The organism is Cycloclasticus pugetii PS-1 (assembly GCF_000384415.1).
In the GTDB taxonomy this organism is placed as follows: Bacteria; Pseudomonadota; Gammaproteobacteria; order Methylococcales; family Cycloclasticaceae; genus Cycloclasticus; species Cycloclasticus pugetii.
Window position 1 is genome coordinate 92,525 of the sequence record NZ_ARVU01000001.1, and the last position, 24,310, is coordinate 116,834.

Genomic DNA, 24,310 nt, shown 5'->3' on the forward strand with positions numbered 1-24,310 from the left:
TGGTCTCGTTCTCTCATCTAAGTGGTAGCTTCTCATTTGAGCCTTTTTTGAATTGGCGACGTTGTTTATACCTCCACGAGGTGTTCATTTTGCCATGCGAGTTTCTAACGTTATGCGAGCTATCCTTCGAGCCATGTATGGCGGTTGAAGAAAGCTCTATGTGAAAAGCTCCCCTTCATGGCTGTTAGGTGTAGCTGGGTTATTTACTCTTGCTTCTTTAGTTCGTTTATAGGCTCATAGGTATATGGGGCGGGGGAACGGGCTAAGTATATTGACCACCACATATATTAATGACTCCCTTTAGCTGACTGAGAAGCAAATCCACCTGTTGGCTACTGAAAGTAATTTCCGAGGAGCAGCAATATAAGAGATGTAGAGTATCTTAAGTAGTTCAATAATGTTGCCTGAGTTGAGTAAGTAAAAGTTGGTTACAGGGCAGCATTTAGCCAAAAACCACTACTAAGTCACAGAAAAATTACACCCTTTGATTGTATAGTTGCCTTGACTGAGAGAGAAGGATGACTCAGCTAAATTAACTAAAAATAATCAATATATTTTTTAATTGAAAGTTTTTAATTACTAACGAAATATTAATCAGGGAGGTACATTTTGTTGTTTGCGCGTAATTCAGGAATTTTTCATATTTGTTACTTACATTATTTATTTACAAGCCTTCATATAAGGAAAATTAAAACAAAAATATTATTATCATTTGTTCTATTAGGCATATTATCAACGGGACATACAGAAATCTTTACTGCTTCTAATCAACAAGAACTTTATTCGGCAATAGAGGCCGCTAAACTCAGTTCTGACGAAGAATCGTTGATCACCTTGATGGATGGGTTTGTTATCAGCGATCCGTTTCCAGGCGTTTCTTCTAAAAACATAACCATAGATACGGCTGTGCATTCGCTCTCTTTTTCAGCAGACTCTGTATTTAATATAGATACTAATGGGGTGCTGACACTGCTTGGTAATATTGATGGCGGTGATAGTATTTTTGATAAAAATGGAAATGGTGAACTGGTTCTAAATGTGACCGGTTCAGATATCAACCGGATTAGCTCACTTGAAGGTGATATCGTTGTGAGCGGTGGAGGTGAGCTGAGAATAATAAACCCGTTATCTGAAACGAACGGTATAGTAAATATTGGGTTGTTGTCGAATAAAGTAGCTAGTTTAACGGTAACAGGCGGAGGAACGCGGCTCTTAGCAGAGGGGCCTGATGGCTTAGATATGAGCCAAGGTAGTGGTTCTAATTCTACACTCACTATTCGAGAGGGTGCATATTTTGGTATTGAAAACGCTGTAAGAATACATAGGACTGGTTATCAAAATTCTACAGCGACTTTGAATATAATTGGCCAAGGGTCTTTGTTGGAGACTTCTGCCATCGGCTTTTTTAACGGACAAAGTGCCGTTAATTTATTGGATGGTGGTCAATTGCGCTCCAGCGGTTCTTCACATTTGGGCGGGTTTTATGCGGGAAGGATGCCTGATGCAGAAGGCATTGCTGTGGTGTCAGGCCAAAATTCAAGTTGGACCTCTGATACTTTCTATATGTATCGTGGTTCTCTTAGTATTCTTGATGGGGGCGTAGTATCTGCATCAACACTAAATATTGGAACTCGTGGATTTGCTGTGCCTAACTTCGATGTTCTTGTTTCAGGACAAGGATCATCATTGATGGCGAATACGATGGCATTAGGTACTACAGGAACAGGTGTTTTGACGATTTCTAACAATGGTGCCGTTATTGTAGATGAGGGTGCATCTCCATTTGTTTTAGGGGGTGCAAACGCTAATAGCAATGCCATTTTGAATATTGGGGGCGGAGTGGGTAACAGTCCACTTTTGGCCGGTTCTCTTGAAGCATCAGAAGTTTTGCTCGACTCAAAAGCAAGGATAAACTTTAACCACCTTGAAGCTGATTACAGTTTTGATACTGCAATCACTGGTGCTGGGGCGATTAATCAAGTGGCGGGTCGTACAATTTTTACTAACGATCAAACTGGTTTCACTGGTTTAACTAGCGTTGAAGGTGGTGTATTGGAAGTCAACAGTATTCTTGGTGGAACAATGAAGGTAAATGGAGGTCGTTTACATGGCTCTGGCTCTGTTGGGGATGTCACCCATGAAGCTGGCGCTATCATTGCTCCGGGTAATTCCATTGGTACGCTCACCATTAACGGGGATTATGTTGGTAATGGTGGAGAAATTGAAATTGAATCTGTATTAGGTGATGATAATTCGGCGACGGATTTACTCAGCATAACAGGGAATACTTCAGGTGCCGCAAAGGTTGTGGTTAACAATCTTGAGGGGGCGGGTGCTGCCACACAAGAAGGCATTCGAATTATTTCGGTTGGTGGTGTTTCTGATGGCAGTTTCACGCTGCAAGGCGATTATGAATACGAGGGAGAGGAGGCCGTTGTTGGTGGTGCTTACGCTTATCGTTTATATAAAAATGATGTCAGTACAAACAGTGATGGTGATTGGTATCTCCGTTCTTCTCTTTTACCTAATTCAGAAAAGCAAGCTAGGCCACTTTATCAGGCCGGCGCACCGGTATATGAAGCTATGCCTCGTTTCTTATTGGAACTAAACAGGCTCCCGACGTTAAAGCAACGGGTTAGTAGTCGATATTTGAGTCATTATAAAGATAAGGTATCAACTTACAAGAATACAGGCGAGCAGGCAAATCAACTCCGTCATAATGCTGGCCTTTGGGCACGCTTTGTGGCATCAAATGATCGTATGAGCCCTAAATCGTCAACTAGCGGGACGAAACTAAATTCCGATTTATGGAAAATGCAGTTAGGGCTAGACGGCAAGCTGCCAGGTATTAGTGAAGGCGAGCTGATTGCTGGTTTTACTGCCCACCTTGGAGCGGCATCAGCTGATATGCGTTCTCAATATGGTAACGGCGCTATCGACACAAATGCATATGGTGTTGGTACAACATTAACTTTGTATCAAGAAAGTGGGCTCTATATTGATGGTCAAGCGCAAATGAGTTGGTTCCGTAATGACCTATCTTCCAAAACGATGTCACGTAATCTTGCAAATAATGTAGACGGATTTGGTTATAGTTTGGGGGTCGAAACGGGTTTTCGGTACGAGTTAAACCCCAAATGGAGCCTGGTCCCACAGTCACAACTTACCTATACCACTGTGGATTTTGATAATTTTGAAGATGTGTTTGAAGCCAATGTTTCACTCGAAAAAGCAGAGAGCTTAAAAGGTAGGCTCGGATTAGAGGTTGGGTATGGGCCTGAAAAAAACCAGTACATTTACAGTATTACAAGTTTGACATATGAGTTTATTGACGAAACATCAGTATCAGTATCTGGCACAAAATTTAACTCCGAGGACCGACGCTTAGGTGCTGAGGTAGGCATTGGAGCGAATTACAGCGAGGCAGAAGGTAAATACCAACTATATGGTGAAGTGTTGGTCTCATCATCATTTTCCGGAGAGGTCTCAAGCACTGGAACAGTCGGAGTTATGATTCCCTTCTGAAGAGGTGGATGAGGCTTTATTTCAGAGACTAATCTTTAAGTTGCCAATCGAGCACACATTGTGCTTTTGAAAAATTGTGTCTATGAGCTGGAAAGCTTGTTTGGGCAGGTATTTTCAATACCATTGTATGAGGTTCATTAAAGGGTTAAAAGTTTGTTATCATCAGTCGTACATTTAATGCCAAGTGGATATTGTTATGAGAATAAAACAGCTTATTTTACTTATTTCATTATTGTGTTTGTCGCTAGCCGCGCAAGCAGGTTATCAACTGGATAATACCGCCTCATCACTTTATTTCGTTTCCATTAAGAAAAATACTATTGGCGAAGTGCATAGCTTCGACTCTTTGAGTGGTTCTGTGGATAACAATGGCGCTGCAAGTGTTACGATTAATTTGGCCAGTGTTAAAACGAATATCGAGATTCGTGATGAGCGTATGAAGTCGTTATTATTTGAAACGGCAGCTTTTCCGACAGCTGAAGTGTCTACGAATATAGAGGTGGGCGCGATAACATCCCTAAATATCGGTGAAAGGCTTGTCATGCCAGTGGCGTTGACACTTAATCTGCATGGGCAGTCAGTGGCGGTGCAAACACAGCTACAAGTGATCGCTGTGAATGGCGGAATATCGGTGAGTACAATTAAGCCAATCATGTTGAATGCCATGGATTTTGGCCTAACGGAAGGGGTTAAGGCGTTAATGGAGATTGCAAGCCTTCCCTCTATTGCAACAGCCGTTCCCGTCTCGTTTAACCTTGTATTTAAAGCGGACTAAAGTTAGCGCGTAACGTTGAGAGAGTGATGTTGCACGACTGCTGGGCCTGAAAAAGGTGGCTAGTTGAGTAAACTTTTTTAAAACCACAGGGCTCACGTAAACGTGTTAGAGGCCCTTTAGGTATAATGCCACTTTGCCTAGCGATAGTTTTTATTTACATGCCTTCATCCATTCGCGAGATTCGCGCATTAATCCCTAATTGTTTAACCAAAGACCGGCATGCCTTTCGTACGCAGTTAAAAAGAGCGAGTTTAAAACGCTCGCTAGAACAGCAAGCGCTGCTAGACACGCTGGCTGAAAAAGTAGCAATGTCTATTAGTCAGGTAGAGCTGCGTGAGGGAAGTTGCCCAACAGTGAACTTTCCTGATTTACCGATTAGTGAGAGACGGGAGGAAATTTCCAAGCTGATTGATAAGCACCAAGTTATTATTCTTTGTGGTGAAACGGGGTCAGGAAAAACCACCCAATTACCTAAAATTTGCTTGGAACTGGGTCGTGGGTTTAAGGGACAAATTGGCCATACACAACCGCGCCGATTAGCCGCGATCAGCGTGGCGCAACGCATAGCTGATGAGCTGAAGTCAGAGCTAGGGCAAGCGGTTGGTTACAAAATTCGTTTTCAGGGTAAGGAGAATCAACAAACCCTTGTTAAGTTAATGACAGACGGTATTTTGTTGGCAGAAATTAAGTCGGATCCATTTTTAAGCCAGTACGATACCTTGATATTAGATGAGGCGCACGAACGTAGCTTAAATATTGATTTTCTCTTAGGTTATATGAAATGGCTGCTACCAAAGCGACCAGATTTAAAATTAATTGTTACCTCGGCAACGATTGACCCCGAGCGTTTCTCTAGGCACTTTGATGGCGCACCTATTATCAATGTTTCCGGTAGAACCTATCCGGTTGAAATGCGTTATCGGCCAGTCGGTGTCGATTCGCAGCAAGGCGACGAGGATATCGTTCAGGGGATTGTTAATGCGGCTGATGAATTACATCGCGAGAGAGCGGGTGATATGTTGGTGTTTTTAAGTGGTGAGCGAGAAATTAGAGAGGCGGCAGAAGCGCTTAGGAAACATCACCCACCAGGCTACGATATTTTGCCCTTGTATTCACGGCTCAGTAGCAAAGAACAGGCGGCTATTTTTAAGCCGCATAAAAAACCACGTATTGTGCTGGCGACAAACGTCGCCGAAACTTCATTAACAGTACCGGGTATCCGTTGCGTGATAGATACCGGCTTGGCACGGATCAGTCGCTTTAGTCAGCGGAGCAAAATACAGCAGCTACCAATAGAAGCTATTTCACAAGCAAGTGCGAATCAACGAAGTGGTCGCTGTGGGCGAGAAGCGGCGGGAATTTGTATTCGCTTGTTTAGCGAAGATGATTTTAACCAACGGCCTGAATTCACTGAACCTGAAATTTTACGTACCAATCTGGCATCGGTTATTTTGCAAATGAAATCGTTGAGGCTGGCAGATATTAATCAGTTCCCATTTTTAGAGCCGCCTGCCGACAAAATGATTCGTAGTGGCGTGCGTAGTTTGCATGAACTAGGTGCGCTAGATAAAAATGAAAAATTAACTCAAATTGGCCGGCGGTTAACGCATTTCCCGCTCGATCCTCAATTTGGCAGGATGTTATTAGCCGCTGAGCAATTTCAATGCTTAGACGAGGTCTTAACCATAGTGTCGGCCTTGTCGATCCAAGACCCAAGAGAACGGCCTGGTGATAAGGCGAAATATGCCGATGAAAAACATAAAGCGTATCAAAATGAGAGCTCGGACTTTCTATCCTTTTTAGTGTTATGGCGTGAAATACAACGCCAGAAAAAGACACTATCGAATAATCAGTTCCGTAAATATTGTCGAGAAAACTTTCTTGCGTATATGCGAATAAAGGATTGGGAAGATATTCGTCGTCAGCTATTAGATTTAGTGAAAAAAAACTTGGCGTTGAAGATAAACAACACGCAGGCCGACGATGATGCGATTCATCAGTCTTTATTGGCAGGCTTGGTGACTCGGATTGGTTTTAAACACGAACAAGCTGAATATTTAGGTGCACGGAATTTAAAATTTTACATTCATCCCGCCTCTACGTTATTCAAGAAGCCGCCAAAATGGTTGATGGCCGCAGAGCAAGTAGAAACAACGCGTGTTTATGGTCGAACGGTTGCGTCAATAAAACCCGAGTGGATTGAAAAAGCCGCTGGGCATTTGATTAAGCACCATTATTATGAACCGCATTGGTCAAAAAAATCGGCGCAAGGGATGGTGCATGAACAACTTTTATTGTTTGGTTTAACGATTAGCAAAGGGCGGAAAGTACCGTTGGCTCGAACAGAACCAGAGCAAGCCCGTGACATGTTTATACGCCATGGGCTGGTTGATAGAGATATGGTTTGTCATGCGGCGTTCTTTAGAAAAAATGAAAAACTGTTGCAGGAGATTGAGTATGAACAGCAAAAAGGCCGCCGTGTAGACCTGCTTGTAGATGAGCAAGCCTTGTTTGAGTTTTATGATCAAAAATTGCCAGCGCAAATCAACAGTTTGGCCGCTTTAAATAAGTGGATAAAAAAGGATGAAAATCAGGCGATTCTTGAATTAACGCCAGAGGATGTTTCTTCGCAAGATGAAACAGCGGTTGATGCGAATAAGTTTCCCGATATGCGTCTGATAAATGGTGTGCCGATAAAATTGAGTTATCGATTTGAACCAGGCCATGATGAAGATGGTGTTACCGCGCAGATCCCATTGGCACAGCTAAATCAATTAACCGGTGATGGGTTTGAATGGCTGGTGCCGGGCTTGTACGCGGAAAAACTACAAGCATTGATAAAGGGGTTGCCAAAAAATTTACGTAAACAGTTTGTGCCTATTTCAAATTCTGTTGAAGCCTGCTTAGAGGAAATGGATTATGCGAATGGGCGTTTGTTAGATAAATTGGCTGCTTTTTTAAATAAACAATTTGGCTCAACCTTAAAAGCAGCAGATTTTGAATTAGATAAATTATCACCCCACCTGCGAATGAATTTTAATATTTTGGGTAAAAAATCTAAAATTATTGCTGTATCTAAAGATTTTAATGCCTTAAAGCGGCAGTATGCTGAGAAGGCAGGTATGCAATTTCAAACGGCGTTAACCAGTGCGTTATCGTCATCGGGTTCAAAAAATTGGCAATTTGATGATATCCCCGAACATCAAACGATTCAACATGATGGGCAAGAGCTGAAGGGCTTTCCGGCCTTAGTTGATGAGCAAGGGAGTGTGGGGCTCACGCTAATGGATTCAGCTGAACAGGCGCAAAAAACTCACCGAAATGGCTTGATACGGTTATTTCGTTTGAAGTTTTCAAAAGAGCTAAAAAAACTAAGCCGGCAGTCAGCCATCACCACCGCACAGGCGTTTAGTTATCAACAATTGCCATTGCATCCTCATTGCAAACGGAGCCATGGGGAGGATGTTTTCGATGATTTGGCCTATCAATTGATTGCTAGTTTTTTTGCTGACCAAGATATTCGTACTGAAGCTGAGTTTGATGCAGCGGCGCAGAAAAATGATATTTCATTGTATGCAAAAGGCTATGAACTTTCGGAGGTTATTTCGCAGCTTTTGTCTCAATATCAAAAGCTAGCAAAAGAGCTTGAACAGTGGCGTAATGAAAAAGTTATGTATGAGGATATTTCTAAGCAATTGTCTTGTTTATGTTTCAACGGGTTTGTTAGGCACGTTTCGGCAGACCAGTTAAGGTTTTACACACGTTATTTAAAAGCAATTCAGCTTAGGTTGGAAAAAGCAGGCGGGCAATTACATAAAGACCAAGAAAAAACAAAACAGGCGCAGTATTTTGAAAAGAAGTTTTGGCTGTGGGTGTCTTCATCAGGCGCAAACCCGGAAAATGAAGCTTTCCGCTGGATGTTAGAAGAATTCAGAATATCGCTGTTTGCCCAGCAAATTAAAACTAGGCAACCTATCTCAGAAAAGCGGTTGGAAAAGGCGTGGGCCGCGATGTTGGGCTAAAGCTAGAGCTAGAGCGCTAAGGGTGATAAGAACGTTAATGATAAATCGTTTTTATGATAGAAAGCTGAACTCAGGCCGCCACGCCACACCCGGTTTTAACCAGCGTAATGAAAGCAGCTTTCTAGCGAGCCTCTTTACGTTGCTGAACGAGAATCCAAGGTAATACAATAACAGACCAAAGGTTGCTATCACCTTTTGACCATAATAAAGCCTCTTCATTTGAAACGGCTGATAAACGGTTCTCAGCGATCCATTGTTCAATAACTGGTTTATTGTCATTAGCCATTTCCACAGCGGCATCCACAAGATCAAGCTCACTGGAAACACGTAATAAATTACCGCGAGCAAAAAAACGCTCTAAGTCTTTCCACTCAATGCTGGCTGTTTCGGCATGTAAGGTATGCCATTGGTCGGTTTTGTTTTTCATGGCGTGTATTTTACACAAGATTTATCTTCTCAGCAGGGTCTAGGGGGTTAATATGTTTTTGATAATATGCTTATTATATTTAATAATATAAATTTATTCATAACATAAGAGAAGTGACACTATGGAGAACTTTACCCCCTATTTATCGTTGGCAGGCGGTGTATTAATTGGTATCAGTGCGAGTATTTTAATGTACTTAAATGGTCGTATTGCAGGCATTAGTGGCATTGTCGCCGGTGTCTTTAATGCGCCTTCGTTTGAAGAAAAGGCATGGCGCTTTGCCTTTGTTGTTGGTCTTGTTTTAGGAGGTGCGGTTTATATGCACTTTTTCCCAATCACAATAGCGGCTAGGGAATCGATGTCTACAATATTATTAATTGCCGGCGGGTTGGTGGTTGGAATAGGCACAGCAATGGGTAGTGGTTGTACTAGTGGGCATGGAATTTGTGGTATTTCACGTTTTTCTCTGCGCTCATTAGTAGCAACAGCGACGTTTTTGTTAAGTGGCATTGTAACAGTGTATGTTTTCAAACAAATTACGGGGGGTTAATAATGCTTAAAATACTCAGTGCGTTAGTTGCCGGTGTTATTTTTGGCGTCGGTTTGGCGTTATCGCAAATGGTAAACCCCAATAAAGTGATCAATTTTTTAGATATCACCGGTCAATGGGACCCCAGTTTAATGTTTGTTTTAGGGGGCGCTGTTTTAACAACAACGCTTGCTTACCGTTTTATTTTTTCAAGAGGTAAGCCTCTTTTGGCTGACGACTTTCAATTACCAACTTTATTACAAATAGATCGTCCGTTAATTATAGGCGCGGCGTTATTTGGTATTGGTTGGGGCGTTATTGGTTATTGCCCAGGTCCTGCGGTTGCAAGTTTAGGGTTTGGTTTTCAAGAACCGTTGCTGGTCGTGGTATCCATGTTGGTGGGTATGTTGCTCTATAAGGCGGCTGTTAAATAATTAAAAAATTGCGCTGATAAACATTTTTAAGCCAACAAAAAGCATGATGACGGCAAACGTTTTCTTCATTGCACCGGTAGGGAGCGTGTGAGCTAGGTGCACACCAATCGGTGCGGCGAATAAGCTGGCCACACTAATGCCCAGAAAGGCAGGTATATTAATATAGCCAATATTGCCTTCCATGGGGATAGTGTTTTTTAGGCCGAGAATAATAAAACTAATGGCACCAAAAATGGCAATAGGCAGGCCAAAGGTGCTTCCAAACGCAATAGCTTTTTTCATCGGTACGTTGTGCAATAACATGTACGGAACAGTAAAAGTACCGCCACCAATACCAATCAGCGTGGAAAGTATGCCTAAAACACTACCGGCGAGACTCAAGGGTAGTGGCGAAGGCAGTTTGCGCTCAGGATTCGGTGTTAACTTTAGTGCCATACGAAGGCCATTCAGTAATAAAAACCCACCAAACACCATAGAGAGCAGCTCAGTCGTCAGGTAATGCACTAAGTGGGCGCCAAAATAAGCGCCAATAGCAATACCTGGGGTGAAATATTTAACAACTTTCCAGTCAATGGCGCCACGCTTGTTTTGCGCATAAATGGCGGAAAGGGAGGTGATAATAATAGTGGCTAAAGAAGTAGCAATCGCAGTTTGCATGCTGGTTTCTACTGGCATACCATGGAGGGGTAATAGCCAAGCTAAAAATGGCACAATAGCAATACCGCCGCCGATACCTAAGAGGCCTGAAATCAGTCCTGTGAAGGATCCAAACAGCAAACAGTACATGAAAATCTCTAACACAATAAAACCTTGGGTTGAAAAAAAGCTTAAAATCATAACATATATTAGACTATGGTAATGGAGATATATCTGGTAGGCGGTGCCGTCAGGGATAAGCTGCTTAACTATCCGTCAAAGGATAGGGATTATGTTGTTGTTGGCTCATCGGTAGGTGAAATGCTACAACAAGGCTTTGAGCAAGTAGGTAAGGATTTTCCTGTTTTTCTTCACCCGGATACAAAAGCGGAATATGCCTTAGCAAGAACAGAACGCAAAATAGGCGGTGGTTACAAAGGGTTTGAAGTGCATGCGTCACCGGAAGTGACATTAGAGGAAGATTTGCAACGGCGTGATTTGACGATCAATGCGATGGCACAACGTGCCGACGAATTGATTGACCCATATGGTGGCAAAGTTGATTTAGAAGCTCGAATATTGCGTCACGTGTCTCCACACTTTACAGAAGACCCGTTACGCATCTTGCGCGTGGCACGATTTGCTGCACGTTATGCGCATCTGGGTTTTAGCGTGGCGCCAGAGACCATGAAAATGATGCAAGAAATGGTTAGTAGTGGTGAGCTTGCCTTGTTAACAGCGGAGCGTGTTTGGCAAGAAATTAGTCGCTCATTGGGTGAGCAATCACCAGATATATTTTTTGAAGTATTAAGGCAATGTGACGCCTTAGCGGTTATTTTGCCGGAGTTGGACGTATTATTCGGTGTCCCTCAGCCAGCAAAGCACCATCCTGAAATTGACACCGGTATTCATACAATGATGGTGCTACGTCAAGCCGCTAAGTTATCGGACAGTGCTGTCGTGCGTTTTGCGGCATTGGTGCATGACCTTGGGAAAGGGCTGACGAAAGCGGATAACTGGCCGTCTCATCATGGTCATGAGGAGATGGGGTTAACGGCTTTAAAGACGATGGCAACACGTTTGCGAATTCCCAATGAATTTGTTGATCTGGCAGAAAAAGTGATGAAATATCATACGCATTGTCATCGGGCATTTGAGTTAAAAGCAGCGACCTTATTGAAAGTGTTGGAGGCATTAGGGGCTTTTCGCCAACCGCAAAAATTAACCTCATTTTTATTGGCTTGTGAGGCAGACGCCAGAGGTCGAAAGGGTTTTGAAAACAAGGACTATCCACAGGCTGATTGGATTAAACAGGCTTACTTTGCAGCGAATGAAGTTGACCCTAAAGAGTTTGTTAAACGGGGTTTAGTGGGTAAGAAAATTGGTGATGCCATTCATAAACGGCGGCTTGAAGTCATTCAACAATTAAAGCATGCAAGAGCAGACTAAAGTCGTTGGGCATAAAGTCTGCCAATGATGTTGTTGTGTGTATTTTATAATACTGAGCATGCATATTTAGAGGCTTAAACGGGCAAAAAGACAAACCGGGCAGCCGACTGAAAAACATTTTTTATAGTGCGATGGTTTTTAGTCGCAATAACCAGCGCGAGCAGATCCTGTTGACCAATGAGCTTGCCAAATAACCGATCATAACTTCGGTTTGTTGCGGAGAGGCCTTTACCAGAACTGAGTAAAAAAAGTTCTCCATTTTGTTTTCTTTTGGTTTGCAGTAACCACGAAGCGACTTCAATATTGCGTGCGCCGTTATACACTTTTTGAGCATCTAAGCTATCGAATAAATAAAACTGGCTTTTACCGTTATATGACAAAGTAAGCATGCTAGCTAAGCCCGATACATAAGCAAGTACACGGTCACCTTGATATTGTTCGTTAAAAGCGAGTCGAATACTGTCCACGCTACTTTTGCCATTTACGGTTGGAAAGGGTTGTTTAAAAATACGTGCTACAGCGGCTTCTCTTGATTTTAAATTGGTTTTCTTCCATTCTCGTGGGTTACGTTTGTAGAGTTTTGTTGCTAGTAGCCTCAGGTGTTTGATAGTTTGTTTTACGTGGGTGTCAGCGACCATGTCGATATCAGTCTTGGCCATGGCGTTAAGATTGAAGTATTCGTAATGGTAGCCTTTTTGGTCAGGGACTTGAGCGCAAGCACTTAATAGAAGGGCCAAAAATAGCAACAAAAAGAATCGGTTTTGCATATGTTATTCAGTAGTATGTTCTTATTGAAAGTCTAGTTTAATTCGAGGGTGGTGTGTCCAAATTGCAGAAAATAGTGTTAATTACTGGTGCGGCAAGGCGAATTGGCGCGCAAATGACGAAAACGTTTCATGCGGCAGGGTACGGTGTTGTGGTTCACTATCGTCATTCACGCAGCGAAGCGGATGAGCTTGTTCAGCTATTAAATAATAAAAGAGAGCACTCTGCGTGGGCTATAAAAGCGGATTTACAGTCGGTGCAGAAAATTGAGCAGATGGTCGATCAGGTGATTACTAGACATGGGCGTTTGGACGTGTTGATTAATAATGCGTCTACATTTTACCCAACGCCAGTTGGCGATGCTAATGAGAGTGAGTGGAATGATTTGATGGGGAGTAATTTAAAAGCCCCATTTTTTGTCAGTAAAGTGGCGTTCAAGGCATTAAAAAAAACCAAAGGTTGTATTGTTAATATTGTTGATATTTATGCTAAACGTTCATTGGTAGATTACCCGATTTATAGCACCGCAAAAGCGGGGTTATATGCGTTAACAGAATCGTTAGCTAAGGAGTTGGCGCCAGATGTGCGTGTGAATGGCGTATCGCCAGGGGCAATTTTATGGCCAGAAAGTCAGGCAACTGAATTGACCGACAGCATTGTTGAAAAAATTCCTTTGCAGCGACAAGGTGCACCCAGCGATATTGCCGAAACAGTGTTATTTTTAGCCCAAAATGCGGCTTATATTACCGGTCAGGTGATTGCGGTTGATGGCGGTAAAAGCCTTGTCTAATCCCAACTAAAATCAATGCGTTTTTGTACGATGTTAGATTTGTCGAAATGTTGCCAGAGCTGCTGGTAAGAGGTCTGTAAAACAGGGTGTTGTAGGTTGCCAGCAATTTCAGCCAGTGGCTCTAAGACGAATGCATACTGAGTTATTTCGCCACGCGGAATATCGAGAAGAGGGTCTTTGCTGATGAAGTTGCCATACAGGATTAAATCTAAATCCAGTGTTCGCGGGTTAAATTTTTTCTGATCAAGGGTGCGGCCATTGTCTTTTTCAATCGTATCAAGAATGGTATCTACTTGTATTGCGGACAGATCTGTTTCAAAAGCAGCAATTAAATTTAGAAAGGGTTGACCATCAAAACCAACCGCGTCGGACTCATAAACGCTGGATAAGGTGAGGTTACCGAATTGTTTTTTTAAGGCATTTATACCGGCACGGATATGTTTTTCGCGCTCAATGTTGCTGCCAATGCTTAGGTAAACAGTGGTCATTGGGGTTTTGATCCACGCTCAATAATAATGCCAACGTCATCGGCATGGCGTAATGCTCCTTTCTTATTCAAGGTTAGCTTTAGCCAAGGGACATTGAAATCATGAATAATCAGTTCGGCAACTTTTTCGGCTAATGTTTCAACTAACTGAAACTCACTTTTTTCGACAAAATCAATCACTGCTTTCGATAGAGATTTATAGTCTAAAGTGTCGTCAATATGATCACTAGCAGCAGCTTTTTTTATGTCCGCGGCCATTTCGATATCAAAAAAAACGGGCTGTTTTACTTTGCGTTCCCAGTCAAAAATGCCAATGATGGCTTCAATTCGTAAGTTTCGTAGAAAAATAATATCCATAAGGTCTTTGTTTACTTTGTTTGAGGCGTATTAAGTGCAGATAATGGCCAGCGAGGTCGAGCTTTAATGCTGAGCTCGTCGAATTCCCCAGCTAATAGACGTTGATAACCAGCGTAAGCGATCATGGCGCCATTGTCAGTACAAAATTCATGGCGGGGATAAAATACCTTGGCGCTGATTTCTTTGGCCATTTGGTCCAGTGTTTTACGTAAACGTTGGTTGGCGCTGACGCCACCAGCAACCACTAGGGTAGAGAGCCCGGTTTGAGTTAAAGCGCGTTTGCATTTAATCGCCAATGTGTCAGCCACGGCATCTTCGAAGGCTCTGGCGATATCAGCACAGGTTTGCTCGTCTAAAGCATGTTGCTGGCTGGTTGTTAAGGCAAAAGTTTTGAGCCCGCTAAAGCTAAAATCAAGCCCTGGCCGGTTGGTCATAGGGCGTGGAAAATTAAACCTTTCCGGATTGCCATTTTTGGCGCAAGCGGCCAAGGCAGGTCCCCCTGGGTAGCCTAAATTGAGTAATTTTGCTGTTTTATCAAAGGCTTCGCCGGCAGCATCATCTAAGGATTCGCCGAGTAGTTGATAGTCACCTATTTGATTGACCTTAATTAATTGTGTGTGCCCACCTGAGACCAATAAGGCAACAAAAGGAAAGCTAGGTGGTGTTGTTTCAAGCATGGGGGCTAATAAATGACCTTCCATATGGTGAACGCCGATAGAGGGGATGTCCCATGCATAAGCCAAGCTTCGAGCAACGCTAGCTCCAGCAAACAGAGCGCCAACAAGTCCCGGCCCAGATGTATAGGCAACGCCGGACAACTCACGACTAGTTACGCTGGCATTAGCAAAGCATTGTTTAATAAGTGGAATTAGTTTACGGACGTGGTCTCGTGAAGCCAGTTCAGGCACAACGCCTCCGTACTCCGCATGCATGTCAATTTGGCTATACAGCGCATCAGCGAGTAAGCCGCGTTCGCCATACAAGGCAACGCCTGTTTCGTCACAGGATGTTTCAATACCAAGAACAAGTGGTGGCTGGGTAGTCATTGATGGCGATGGTTTAGCAAGGTTTTAAAGCAGGCTATTATACGCAAACAAGGCGCTTTCTGCCTAAACGATATGAAGCTCACGTTAACCATTAACAATAGATTTTCGTTAAAGGTGTTGTTATTAGGAGAGTATGGGTGTTGGCATATGGCTTTGCTGCGTGTATAATCCGCCATCCTTTTACACCATTTAACTTTTAAGAAGAGAGAAATACATGCCTTCAGTTCGCGTTAAAGATAACGAACCATTTGACTTTGCTCTACGTCGTTTTAAGCGTACATGTGAAAGAGCCGGCGTTTTGGCTGAATCACGTAAACGTGAGTTTTATGAAAAGCCAACTGCTGAGCGCAAGCGTAAAGCAGCTGCAGCGGTTAAACGTCATTTGAAAGGGTTGTCTCGCACACGTCGCGCATTGAACAACCTTCGTCGTGGCCGTAGCTAATATTTGCTACTCGCGTCGTTAACATAATGAGCGAACAAGCCACGCCTTTATTGCACCGTATCCGTGAGGATATGAAGTTAGCAATGAAGGCTAAAGAAAAAGAAAAGCTGAGTGTTATTCGTTTAATACTCGCTGCTATTAAGCAAAAAGAAGTCGATGAGCGTATCGAATTAGATGATACGCAAGTCCTTCAATTGCTCGATAAGATGGTCAAACAGCGTCGTGATTCAATAGAGGCGTTTGACAAAGCAGGTCGTGACGACCTATCACTGATAGAGCAAAAAGAAACAAGTATTATCCAGCAGTACTTGCCCCAACAATTAACTGAATCAGAGGTCGATCAACTGATCGATCAGGCGATTACCGAATCTGGTGCGCAAGGCATGAAAGATATGGGTAAAGTGATGGGTATTCTTCGCCCTAAATTACAAGGTCGTGCAGACGTTGGTGCGGCAAGCGGTAAAATAAAAGCCAAGCTTTCTTAATTTGTTTTTATTTAGTGGTCCGCATGATCACTGTATGACAAATTGGTAGGCATGGAGAAGCGCATCAATTTCACTGGGCACTTCCGGCTCGTATAGAAAAGTATTAACGCTTGTTAATGTCGTCTATGCTTCAAGCAAGAATCATAGGGTAAATAAAATACCATAATCATGGCAGGTCGAATCCCCCAGCATTTTATTGATGACTTATTGGCAAGAACCGATATTGTCGAGGTGATTGATAGCTTGCTACCGTTGAAAAAAAAAGGTGCAAACTACTCTGCTTGCTGCCCTTTTCATAACGAGAAAACCCCCAGTTTTACTGTCAGCCAAGACAAGCAGTTTTATCATTGTTTTGGTTGTGGCCAGAGTGGTTCGGTGATTGGCTTTTTAATGGATTACAGCCACTTTAGTTTTGTAGAAGCAATTGAAGAATTAGCAAGCCGCGCTGGCGTGGAAGTTGTACGCGAGCAAGGGTTTGAAACGGAGAAACCGAAACGGGATTTATCGCCACTGCTGCGTATGAATGAGAAGGTGAGTGACTTTTACCAGCAGCAACTGCGACAGCATGGGGCCAGTCATATTGCGACGGAGTACTTGAAAAATAGAGGGCTGACAGGCGAAGTGGCTAAAACCTTCCAATTAGGTTTTGCACCACCAGGTTGGAGTAATTTGCTGTCGTCGTTGGGCCAAGATAACGATTCGCTCCATCAGTTAGGTGAATTAGGGCTTGTGGTGACGAATGAAAATAATAAAACGTATGACCGCTTTAGAGAGCGAATTATTTTCCCTATCCGTAATAAACGTGGGCAAACTATCGGGTTTGGTGGTCGAGTTCTAGATGGCGGCGAGCCAAAGTATTTAAATTCTCCAGAAACGCCGCTCTACCATAAAGGCCGTGAAGTATATGGTTTATATGAAGCGCTAAAATCGTCTACTAAAATACAGCAAATTATTGTGGTTGAAGGCTACTTAGACGTTATTTCGCTTTATCAGCAGGGCGTTACAAATGCTGTTGCTGCCTTGGGTACCGCAATCACTCGCGAGCACGTTGATTTATTATTTCGCTCTGTGTCCACCTTGGTGATATGTATGGATGGTGACACAGCGGGACAAAAAGCAGCATGGCGTGCTGTGACGAATGCTTTGCCAGCTTTGCGCACTGGACGGCAAATAAAAGTATTACTGTTAGCTGAGGGTGAAGATCCTGATAGTTTAATTCGTGAAAAAGGGGCCTCACACTTTGAGCAGTTGGTAGAGCAGGCGACGCCGTTGTCCAGTTATTTTTTTGATTACTTAGGTAAACAGCACCCGTTGACGACAATCGAAGGGCGGGCTGGTTTTATGGAGCAAGCGAAACCATTGCTAGATACATTACCTGCGGGTGCTTTTGCAGAATTAATGAAGAAACAATTAGCACAGCTAACTAAAATGGAAAAGCAAGGTGCGGCCGCTTCCTTCAAACCTCGATTCGGTGCGCGACAAGTTGTTAAAAAAACTGGGGCCGCCCCCCTTTCGGCTATGAGGCATTTAATAATGCTGATTCTTCATGAGCCTGCGTTGGTGCAAAAAATTAATACACAAGACGCTTGGTTACAATTAAATGTGCCAGGAATGCCGGTATTAAATGAAATTATTTCGGTGTTAAATGGTCATATAGAGGTATCGCCAGCAATGCTGCTAGAACGGTTTCGTGGGCACGAACATGAAAAAATTATTAGAGCATTGTTTGCCGAAGAGCGATTAATCGAAGGGGAGTCGACTGAGCAGGAGTTTTTAGGCGCAATTGAGCGCTTGAAAGAGCAGGCAAAAAAGAGTCGTTATGAAATATTATTGGCAAAAGCAGAAGATTTAAGTGAAGAAGAAAGAGATGAGCTTAGAGAATTAATGAAATAAAAGAACATTCGTAGATAAATTAAGAATATCTGCTAAAATACTCGGTTCAGTTGGCGAAAATTTGTACTTAGTTCACGGGAACATAATGGATAAAGAACAACAGAAAGAACAAACCTCTAAAATCAAAGCATTGATTAGTAAAGGGCATGAGCAAGGTTACTTGACGTATGCGGAGGTGAACGATCACCTACCCCAAGACGTGGAGCCAGAGCGTATTGAAGAAATCATTACAATGATTTCAGATATGGGCATTAGTGTCAGCGAAGAGGCGCCAGAGTCAGATACTGTATCCGATGGCACCGTTGCTCAAACGGTTGATGAATCTGCTGCGGCTGAAGTAGCGGCTGTTGCTTTAGCAACCGTTGATAAAGAGTTAGGCCGAACGACAGACCCTGTCCGTATGTACATGCGTGAAATGGGCACGGTTGGCTTATTAACTCGCCAAGGTGAGCTTGATATAGCTAAGCGTATTGAAGAAGGGCAAAACGAAATGTTGGCGGCGATTGTTCGTTACCCAGCTGTTGTGGATCGCTTTTTTGATGTGTTCGAAAAAATTAAGAGTGATGAACTTCGCCTAGCAGACTATATTCCAGATTTTGTTGATTTAGAAGACGACTATGATTACACGCAGCCTGCGGCAGCGAAAGATGAAAGTGCGCCTGAAATTCCAGCATTAACCATCGAAGATGTCGAAGTTCGTATTAACGAAATTGCGGCTAAGTACAAAGAATGTACTAAGGTGATTAAAAAAGAAGGTTATGCCTCAGAAAAAACTCAAAAAGAGTTTGATGAGTTGGCCTTATTGTTTATGGCGCTTAAATTTACACCGCGTTTCTTTACATTGCTTTCAAATGAAATGAAACAATGTGTTGAGTTGGTTAGAGCTCAAGAAAAAACCATTATTGACATCTGCGTTAAACAAGCAAAAATGCCGCGTAAGTTATTTATCGCAGGCTTTGTTAAAAATGAAAGTGACATAACATGGTTAGAAGAGCACTTAAAAACAGACGAGCCATTTGTTGCTGTTATTAAAGAAAATTTCCATGAAATTAAAAAAGCACAAGTTAGGCTGGCTAATGTAGAAAGCGAAAGCTCTTTAGTCACGACAGAAATCAAAGACATTAACCGTCGCTTATCGATTGGCGAAGCCAAAATGCGCCGTGCTAAAAAAGAAATGGTTGAAGCCAATTTACGATTGGTGATCTCCATTGCTAAAAAATACACAAACCGAGGGCTGCAATTCCTAGACCTTATTCAAGAAGGCAATATCGGCTTAATGAAAGCGGTTGATAAGTTTGAATATCGTCGTGGTTATAAGTTCTCTACCTATGCAACATGGTGGATTCGTCAGGCCATTACGCGTTCCATAGCCGACCAAGCAAGAACGATTCGTATACCAGTGCATATGATAGAAACGATTAATAAATTGAATCGTATTTCACGTCAAATTTTGCAAGAAAAAGGTCGAGAAGCATTACCAGAAGAGTTGGCGATAGAAATGGAAATGCCAGAAGACAAGGTCCGCAAAGTACTTAAAATTGCAAAAGAGCCTATCTCTATGGGTACACCGATCGGTGATGATGAGGATTCAAGCCTAGGTGACTTTATTGAAGATGCTAACGCAGTGTCACCAGTAGACTCAGCAACAATTGAAAGCTTGAGAGAGTCAACACAAGACGTACTTGCTGGCTTAACCGCTCGCGAAGCAAAAGTGATTAGAATGCGATTCGGTATTAATATGAATACTGATCACACATTGGAAGAAGTGGGCAAGCAATTTGATGTGACTCGTGAGAGAATACGCCAAATTGAAGCAAAAGCATTACGTAAATTACGTCACCCTTCACGAACAGAGCATTTACGTAGCTTTATAGATACGTCAGAATAGAACAATGGGCCTATAGCTCAGTTGGTTAGAGCAGTGGACTCATAATCCATTTGTCCAAGGTTCAAGTCCTTGTAGGCCCACCATATAAAAAGCCTCAATTCCCGTTTAGGGAGTTGAGGCTTTTTTATTTAAATAAGGTTTTTCAATGCGCTAGATTTACTTTATTCGGTAACCGTATAAAGCCTATAGCGGGTGGGTGATAAAAAGAAGGTGTTGCTGGCCTTTTAAAAAATCTTTAAGTGAAAAAAATCACAAATTAAATTTAGTAATATGCTGTTTACCCGTATGCTTATAGACAATTCATTAATGAATCTATAAATAATATGTCGACAACATTATTAGCCATTTATAACCGGACCGTTTTAGGTCGACCTGTTTTTACAATGGTCGTGATGGTGCTTTTAGTCATTTTTCTGGGGACTCATGCTACTAAATTTAGACTAGATGCCTCTGCTGATTCGTTAGTCCTAGAAAATGATGAATCATTAGAGCTTTATCGGTCAATAAAGGCGCGCTATGGCTCAGATGATAGTTTAATTCTTACCTATACACCTCAGTTGGATATGTTTTCAGATGAGGTGCTACAAGACATAAATCAGTTACGGTCAAAATTAAAAAAGATTGATCGAGTTGAGTCAGTAACTACTTTATTAGATGTGCCTTTAATTAATAGCCCTCCGATGACGTTGTATGAGTTAAGCGAGGAGGTTATTACGTTAGAAAGCCCTAAGGTTGATCGTGAGCTAGCTAAGCAAGAGATAATTTCTAGTCCGCTTTACCGTAATCTATTAATCAGTCCTGATGGGGAAACGACTGCCTTGCAAATAACGTTTAAATTTGATGAAAAGTGGGAGAGTTTGCTAAAAAGTCGTGATGCTTTGCGTACCAAGCAGTTAGAAAATAGGCTCTCTGTAAAAGAGGCTAACTTACTGCAAAAAATTTCAGGTGAGTTTGATGCTTATAACGCATTGTTACAGGTCCAACAAAGTAAAGATATTGAGACAGTACGTAATATCATGGATCAACACCGAAAGTCCGCGCACTTGTTTTTAGGGGGCGTGCCGATGATTGCCAGCGACTCGATAGACTTTATTCGGCATGATTTATTAACGTTTGGTATTGCTGTTTTTGTGATTCTCATCATTATTTTAAGTGTCATTTTTAGACGCTTACACTGGGTTATTCTGGCCATGATGACCTGTTCAGCATCAGCAATGAGTGTGATTGGTATCTTGGGCCTTTTAAATTGGCCGGTGACGGTTGTTTCATCAAACTTTGTTTCATTGCTTCTTATCTTAACGTTATCGTTATTGGTTCATTTAATTGTCCGGTATAGAGAATTACATCGAACACTGGCAAATTATGATCAGCGAGAATTAGTGCTTGAGACGGTAAAAAGTAAATTTATTCCCTGCTTGTATACATCGATCACCACGATGGTGGCCTTCGGTTCGCTACTGGTTAGCGGTATTCGCCCAGTGATTGATTTTGGTTGGATGATGGTAATAGGTATTGGCATCGCGCAGCTGATGACGTTTACATTATTTCCTGCGGCAGTGGTGTTATTAAATAAGGAAAAGCCGACGCAAGAACATGATATTACCGAGAAGCTGACACAGTTTTTGGCAGATAAGAATAAGCAATATGGTCGTGGAATCATGTTGTCTTTTGTTCTCTTGGCGGTGTTAAGTGTTTGGGGGCTTGCTCAACTAACCGTTGAAAACCGTTTTATAGATTACTATAAAGAGTCGACAGAAATTTATCAGGGTATGGAGCTGATAGACCAAAAGCTAGGCGGTACAACCCCCATGGATGTGGTTATTGATGCACCGGCTTATTTTTACGAAGAAGAGGCTGAAGAAGAAATATATGAGGAGGACGATGAGTTCTTTGATGATGAGTATGGTGATGCTGCTATTGGAATAACAGGCTCAAGTTATTGGTTTAACAGTCAGATGCTAGGGAAGATTGAGGAGATACATAATTACCTTGATGCCTTTGATGAAACAGGGAAGGTAATCTCCATAGCAACAGCAGTAAGTTTGCTGAAAACGCTCAATGAGGAGATTCTAAATAATGATTTTGAGCTGGCGATTCTTTATAAAAAGTTGCCCCCTGTTATTAAGGAATCGTTAATTGAGCCTTACATGTCTGCCGATGGCAATCAATTACGTTTTAGCATCAGAATTTTTGAATCAGACCCATCACTACAACGCGGAGAGTTATTGGCAGAAATTAAACAGGGTCTAAACCGTGACCTTGGGATAGATGAGGAGCAAATTAAAGTTACCGGCATGGTCGTTCTCTATAATAATATGCTTCAAAGCTTATTTCGCTCACAAATTTTAACCTTAGGCGTTGTGTTTGTTGCTATTTTGATAATGCTGGCAATACTTTTTCAAAACATACGCTTAGCAGCCATCGCCATCATCCCCAATATAATGGCCGCGGGAATGGTGCTTGGGCTAATGGGCTGGTTAGCAATTCCACTGGATATGATGACAATCACCATCGCCGCTATTTGTATAGGCATAGCCGTCGATGACACGATTCACTATGTACACCGTTTTATAGATGAATATAGCCAACATCAAGATTATTGGTTGGCGGCTCAGCGAAGCCATAGTTCGATTGGTCGAGCAATGTATTACACATCGTTGACGATTACGATAGGCTTTTCAATTTTAGTATTTTCTAATTTTATACCCACTATATATTTTGGTCTTTTAACGGGGTTTTCAATGATTGCAGCCTTACTGGCGAATATGACGCTCTTGCCATTACTTATTATTCGTTTCAGGCCACTGGGTAATCAGCCAAAAATTAATGTTTAATAAGACTTGTTAGTGGGGGGATTTAAGGGGGCTAAATCACGCTCGAAAAAAGGTGTTTAGCTTTTTGTTGGCTATAAAAATCAAATGCCATGCAAATATTTCTAATCAACAACTGCCCAGGGGCTAAGACCTTAATTTCATTAGTATCGTAGCGTATCAACCCATCACGCGAAAATTGATCGAGCTGTGGGTAGGCGTCATCAAAGTAAGTGGCAAAATTAATATTAAGTTCTTCTTCAATAGCCCTAATATCTAGCGTGAAATGGCAAATAAGCTGAGTGATCACAGCACGGCGAATTTTATCGTCGGCATTCAGAGTAATGCCCTGATAAATAGCTAGTTCATTATGCTTCAAGCTGTTTGCATAGTCGTCTATTGTGCGTTGGTTTTGGGAGTAGGAATCTGCAATACGCCCAATAGAAGTAACGCCAAGGCCAATCAGGTCACACTCAGAGCGTGTGGAGTAGCCTTGAAAATTTCGGTAGAGTTTGCCATTGTGTTGGGCAACAGCCAGCTCATCGTCAGGCTTTGCGAAATGATCCATGCCAATGTATACATACCCAGCGCTGGTCAATTGATCAATAGATTGGTGCAGTATTTCTAGTTTTACTTCGGGCGTGGGTAACTCGTCCTTGTTCATTTGGCGTTGAACTTTAAAGCGCTCAGGCATATGTGCATAATTAAAAATAGACAGTCGGTCAGGGTTCGCGCCATGGATGACTTTATCAAGCGTTTGTGAAAAGCTACGAGGCGTTTGATGGGGTAAACCATAAATCAGGTCGAGGCTAATAGAACGAAAATTATTTGCACGGGCGGCATCAACAACCGCCAATGTTTCGGTTTCACTTTGAATGCGATTAACGGCCTTTTGAACAAAGGGGTTGAAATCTTGAACCCCTAAACTGATTCGATTGAAGCCAATCTCTCGTAATAAAGCGATGGTTTTTTCATCGGCTTCACGAGGGTCTATTTCAATGGAAAACTCGCCGTTATTATCATCTGCTAATGTGAAATGTTGGCGTGTAACAGCCATCAGTTCGCGCATTTGTTGATGATTAATAAAAGTGGGCGTGCCACCGCCCCAATGTAGTTGTTCGACGGTGCGTTTAGAATCAAATAAGGCTGCTTGTAGGGCGATTTCTTTGTGTAAATTATTCAAGTAGGGAACAGCATGCTGACGATTTTTGGTAATGATTTTATTGCAGGCACAATAAAAGCAGACCGTGTCACAAAAAGGCAGGTGAAAATATAGAGATAGCGGCCCACCTCGTTGATTGGATAGGTCAACTTGCTGCTGATAACTTTCAGCTGTGAAATTTTCATTAAATTCAACAGCTGTTGGATACGAGGTGTAGCGTGGCCCAGCTTTGTTATAACGCTGAATAAGGTCGAGGTCGAAAGTTACGGTTTGTTCCAAGGCTATAGTGATGTGCAAATGTTCAAGGCACTATAGCACTTCAATATGGGTTGATATGATGAAATGAAGTCAGATCTGATGCGGATCAAGTTAACGTGATATCAATTAA

Annotated in this window: 19 protein-coding genes and 1 tRNA gene; 13 read left to right on the forward strand and 7 right to left on the reverse strand. The window is 42.3% G+C overall.

The window, feature by feature from the left end:
• Positions 1-609: 609 nt before the first annotated feature.
• From CYCPU_RS11825 to hrpA, 3 genes are all read left to right on the forward strand, one after another.
• A complete protein-coding gene (locus tag CYCPU_RS11825) occupies positions 610-3,525 on the forward strand; it encodes an autotransporter family protein (RefSeq protein ID WP_020161628.1) in 2,916 nt (971 codons plus the stop codon).
• Between the two features lie 196 nt (positions 3,526-3,721).
• Positions 3,722-4,300, forward strand: coding sequence for a YceI family protein (locus CYCPU_RS0100440; protein WP_020161629.1), 579 nt, complete (start codon positions 3,722-3,724; stop codon positions 4,298-4,300).
• A gap of 158 nt (positions 4,301-4,458) precedes the next feature.
• Positions 4,459-8,322, forward strand: a complete 3,864-nt coding sequence (gene hrpA / locus CYCPU_RS0100445; protein ID WP_051088450.1) for an ATP-dependent RNA helicase HrpA — start codon at positions 4,459-4,461, stop codon at positions 8,320-8,322.
• 121 nt (positions 8,323-8,443) lie between these two features.
• On the opposite strand, the gene CYCPU_RS0100450 is transcribed toward hrpA, so the two are convergent.
• Positions 8,444-8,749 (reverse strand): DUF2288 domain-containing protein, encoded by a 306-nt coding sequence (locus CYCPU_RS0100450; protein ID WP_020161631.1) that lies wholly within the window; start codon positions 8,747-8,749, stop codon positions 8,444-8,446.
• Positions 8,750-8,870: 121 nt separating this feature from the next.
• Between CYCPU_RS0100450 and CYCPU_RS0100455 the strand changes: the two genes are divergently transcribed.
• Positions 8,871-9,299 (forward strand): YeeE/YedE family protein, encoded by a 429-nt coding sequence (locus CYCPU_RS0100455; RefSeq protein ID WP_020161632.1) that lies wholly within the window; start codon positions 8,871-8,873, stop codon positions 9,297-9,299.
• A gap of 2 nt (positions 9,300-9,301) precedes the next feature.
• Positions 9,302-9,712 carry a YeeE/YedE family protein gene (locus CYCPU_RS0100460; RefSeq protein WP_016390305.1) on the forward strand — a complete coding sequence of 137 codons (411 nt, stop codon included), beginning with the start codon at positions 9,302-9,304 and terminating at the stop codon, positions 9,710-9,712.
• Here CYCPU_RS0100460 and CYCPU_RS0100465 read toward each other — a convergent pair whose 3' ends face one another.
• The gene (locus tag CYCPU_RS0100465) at positions 9,713-10,513 is read right to left on the reverse strand and encodes a sulfite exporter TauE/SafE family protein (protein WP_232228496.1); all 801 of its coding nucleotides are present in this window, start codon (positions 10,511-10,513) and stop codon (positions 9,713-9,715) included. It abuts the gene before it with no gap.
• 57 nt (positions 10,514-10,570) lie between these two features.
• Here CYCPU_RS0100465 and CYCPU_RS0100470 point away from each other — a divergent pair, with 57 nt between their 5' ends.
• Positions 10,571-11,797, forward strand: a complete 1,227-nt coding sequence (locus CYCPU_RS0100470) for a multifunctional CCA addition/repair protein (RefSeq protein ID WP_020161634.1) — start codon at positions 10,571-10,573, stop codon at positions 11,795-11,797.
• Between the two features lie 74 nt (positions 11,798-11,871).
• Here the strand turns inward: CYCPU_RS0100470 and CYCPU_RS0100475 are convergent, their stop codons facing one another.
• Positions 11,872-12,564 (reverse strand): hypothetical protein, encoded by a 693-nt coding sequence (locus CYCPU_RS0100475; protein ID WP_015004907.1) that lies wholly within the window; start codon positions 12,562-12,564, stop codon positions 11,872-11,874.
• Positions 12,565-12,617: 53 nt separating this feature from the next.
• Here CYCPU_RS0100475 and CYCPU_RS0100480 point away from each other — a divergent pair, with 53 nt between their 5' ends.
• A complete protein-coding gene (locus CYCPU_RS0100480) occupies positions 12,618-13,352 on the forward strand; it encodes a pteridine reductase (protein ID WP_223253203.1) in 735 nt (244 codons plus the stop codon).
• On the opposite strand, the gene folK is transcribed toward CYCPU_RS0100480, so the two are convergent.
• The 3 genes from folK to tsaD are packed head-to-tail and all read right to left on the reverse strand — an operon-like array spanning position 13,349 to position 15,242.
• Positions 13,349-13,840 (reverse strand): 2-amino-4-hydroxy-6-hydroxymethyldihydropteridine diphosphokinase, encoded by a 492-nt coding sequence (folK, locus tag CYCPU_RS0100485; RefSeq protein ID WP_015004909.1) that lies wholly within the window; start codon positions 13,838-13,840, stop codon positions 13,349-13,351. The genes CYCPU_RS0100480 and folK overlap by 4 nt on opposite strands.
• A complete protein-coding gene (folB, locus tag CYCPU_RS0100490) occupies positions 13,837-14,196 on the reverse strand; it encodes a dihydroneopterin aldolase (protein WP_015004910.1) in 360 nt (119 codons plus the stop codon). Before folB ends, folK begins: the two co-directional genes overlap by 4 nt.
• A gap of 11 nt (positions 14,197-14,207) precedes the next feature.
• Positions 14,208-15,242 (reverse strand): tRNA (adenosine(37)-N6)-threonylcarbamoyltransferase complex transferase subunit TsaD, encoded by a 1,035-nt coding sequence (tsaD, locus tag CYCPU_RS0100495; protein WP_015004911.1) that lies wholly within the window; start codon positions 15,240-15,242, stop codon positions 14,208-14,210.
• 214 nt (positions 15,243-15,456) lie between these two features.
• On the opposite strand from tsaD, the gene rpsU reads away from it, so the two are divergent.
• The 6 genes from rpsU (at position 15,457) to CYCPU_RS0100525 (ending at position 22,784) form a co-directional block, all read left to right on the forward strand.
• Entirely contained in the window at positions 15,457-15,684 is a 228-nt protein-coding gene (rpsU, locus tag CYCPU_RS0100500; RefSeq protein ID WP_015004912.1) for a 30S ribosomal protein S21, read from the forward strand.
• Between the two features lie 26 nt (positions 15,685-15,710).
• A complete protein-coding gene (locus tag CYCPU_RS0100505) occupies positions 15,711-16,169 on the forward strand; it encodes a GatB/YqeY domain-containing protein (protein WP_015004913.1) in 459 nt (152 codons plus the stop codon).
• A gap of 168 nt (positions 16,170-16,337) precedes the next feature.
• Positions 16,338-18,062, forward strand: a complete 1,725-nt coding sequence (gene dnaG / locus CYCPU_RS0100510; RefSeq protein WP_020161636.1) for a DNA primase — start codon at positions 16,338-16,340, stop codon at positions 18,060-18,062.
• 85 nt (positions 18,063-18,147) lie between these two features.
• A complete protein-coding gene (gene rpoD / locus CYCPU_RS0100515) occupies positions 18,148-19,950 on the forward strand; it encodes an RNA polymerase sigma factor RpoD (protein ID WP_015004915.1) in 1,803 nt (600 codons plus the stop codon).
• Between the two features lie 6 nt (positions 19,951-19,956).
• Positions 19,957-20,033, forward strand: a tRNA-Ile gene (locus CYCPU_RS0100520).
• A gap of 240 nt (positions 20,034-20,273) precedes the next feature.
• Positions 20,274-22,784 carry an efflux RND transporter permease subunit gene (locus CYCPU_RS0100525; RefSeq protein ID WP_020161637.1) on the forward strand — a complete coding sequence of 837 codons (2,511 nt, stop codon included), beginning with the start codon at positions 20,274-20,276 and terminating at the stop codon, positions 22,782-22,784.
• A 31-nt stretch (positions 22,785-22,815) separates the two neighbouring features.
• Here the strand turns inward: CYCPU_RS0100525 and hemN are convergent, their stop codons facing one another.
• A complete protein-coding gene (gene hemN, locus CYCPU_RS0100530) occupies positions 22,816-24,201 on the reverse strand; it encodes an oxygen-independent coproporphyrinogen III oxidase (protein WP_020161638.1) in 1,386 nt (461 codons plus the stop codon).
• Between the last annotated feature and the right edge of the window lie 109 nt (positions 24,202-24,310).

What these genes read in the sequence shown, in the direction of transcription:
- CYCPU_RS0100525 (WP_020161637.1), top strand. Translation starts at nt 20,274, where the DNA reads ATGTCGACAACATTATTAGCCATTTATAACCGGACCGTTTTAGGTCGA.
- CYCPU_RS0100475 (WP_015004907.1), bottom strand. Translation starts at nt 12,564, where the DNA reads ATGCAAAACCGATTCTTTTTGTTGCTATTTTTGGCCCTTCTATTAAGT.
- CYCPU_RS0100455 (WP_020161632.1), top strand. Translation starts at nt 8,871, where the DNA reads ATGGAGAACTTTACCCCCTATTTATCGTTGGCAGGCGGTGTATTAATT.
- CYCPU_RS0100505 (WP_015004913.1), top strand. Translation starts at nt 15,711, where the DNA reads ATGAGCGAACAAGCCACGCCTTTATTGCACCGTATCCGTGAGGATATG.
- rpoD (WP_015004915.1), top strand. Translation starts at nt 18,148, where the DNA reads ATGGATAAAGAACAACAGAAAGAACAAACCTCTAAAATCAAAGCATTG.
- CYCPU_RS0100450 (WP_020161631.1), bottom strand. Translation starts at nt 8,749, where the DNA reads ATGAAAAACAAAACCGACCAATGGCATACCTTACATGCCGAAACAGCC.
- tsaD (WP_015004911.1), bottom strand. Translation starts at nt 15,242, where the DNA reads ATGACTACCCAGCCACCACTTGTTCTTGGTATTGAAACATCCTGTGAC.
- hrpA (WP_051088450.1), top strand. Translation starts at nt 4,459, where the DNA reads ATGCCTTCATCCATTCGCGAGATTCGCGCATTAATCCCTAATTGTTTA.
- CYCPU_RS0100470 (WP_020161634.1), top strand. Translation starts at nt 10,571, where the DNA reads ATGGAGATATATCTGGTAGGCGGTGCCGTCAGGGATAAGCTGCTTAAC.
- rpsU (WP_015004912.1), top strand. Translation starts at nt 15,457, where the DNA reads ATGCCTTCAGTTCGCGTTAAAGATAACGAACCATTTGACTTTGCTCTA.
- CYCPU_RS0100440 (WP_020161629.1), top strand. Translation starts at nt 3,722, where the DNA reads ATGAGAATAAAACAGCTTATTTTACTTATTTCATTATTGTGTTTGTCG.
- folK (WP_015004909.1), bottom strand. Translation starts at nt 13,840, where the DNA reads ATGACCACTGTTTACCTAAGCATTGGCAGCAACATTGAGCGCGAAAAA.
- dnaG (WP_020161636.1), top strand. Translation starts at nt 16,338, where the DNA reads ATGGCAGGTCGAATCCCCCAGCATTTTATTGATGACTTATTGGCAAGA.
- folB (WP_015004910.1), bottom strand. Translation starts at nt 14,196, where the DNA reads ATGGATATTATTTTTCTACGAAACTTACGAATTGAAGCCATCATTGGC.
- CYCPU_RS0100460 (WP_016390305.1), top strand. Translation starts at nt 9,302, where the DNA reads ATGCTTAAAATACTCAGTGCGTTAGTTGCCGGTGTTATTTTTGGCGTC.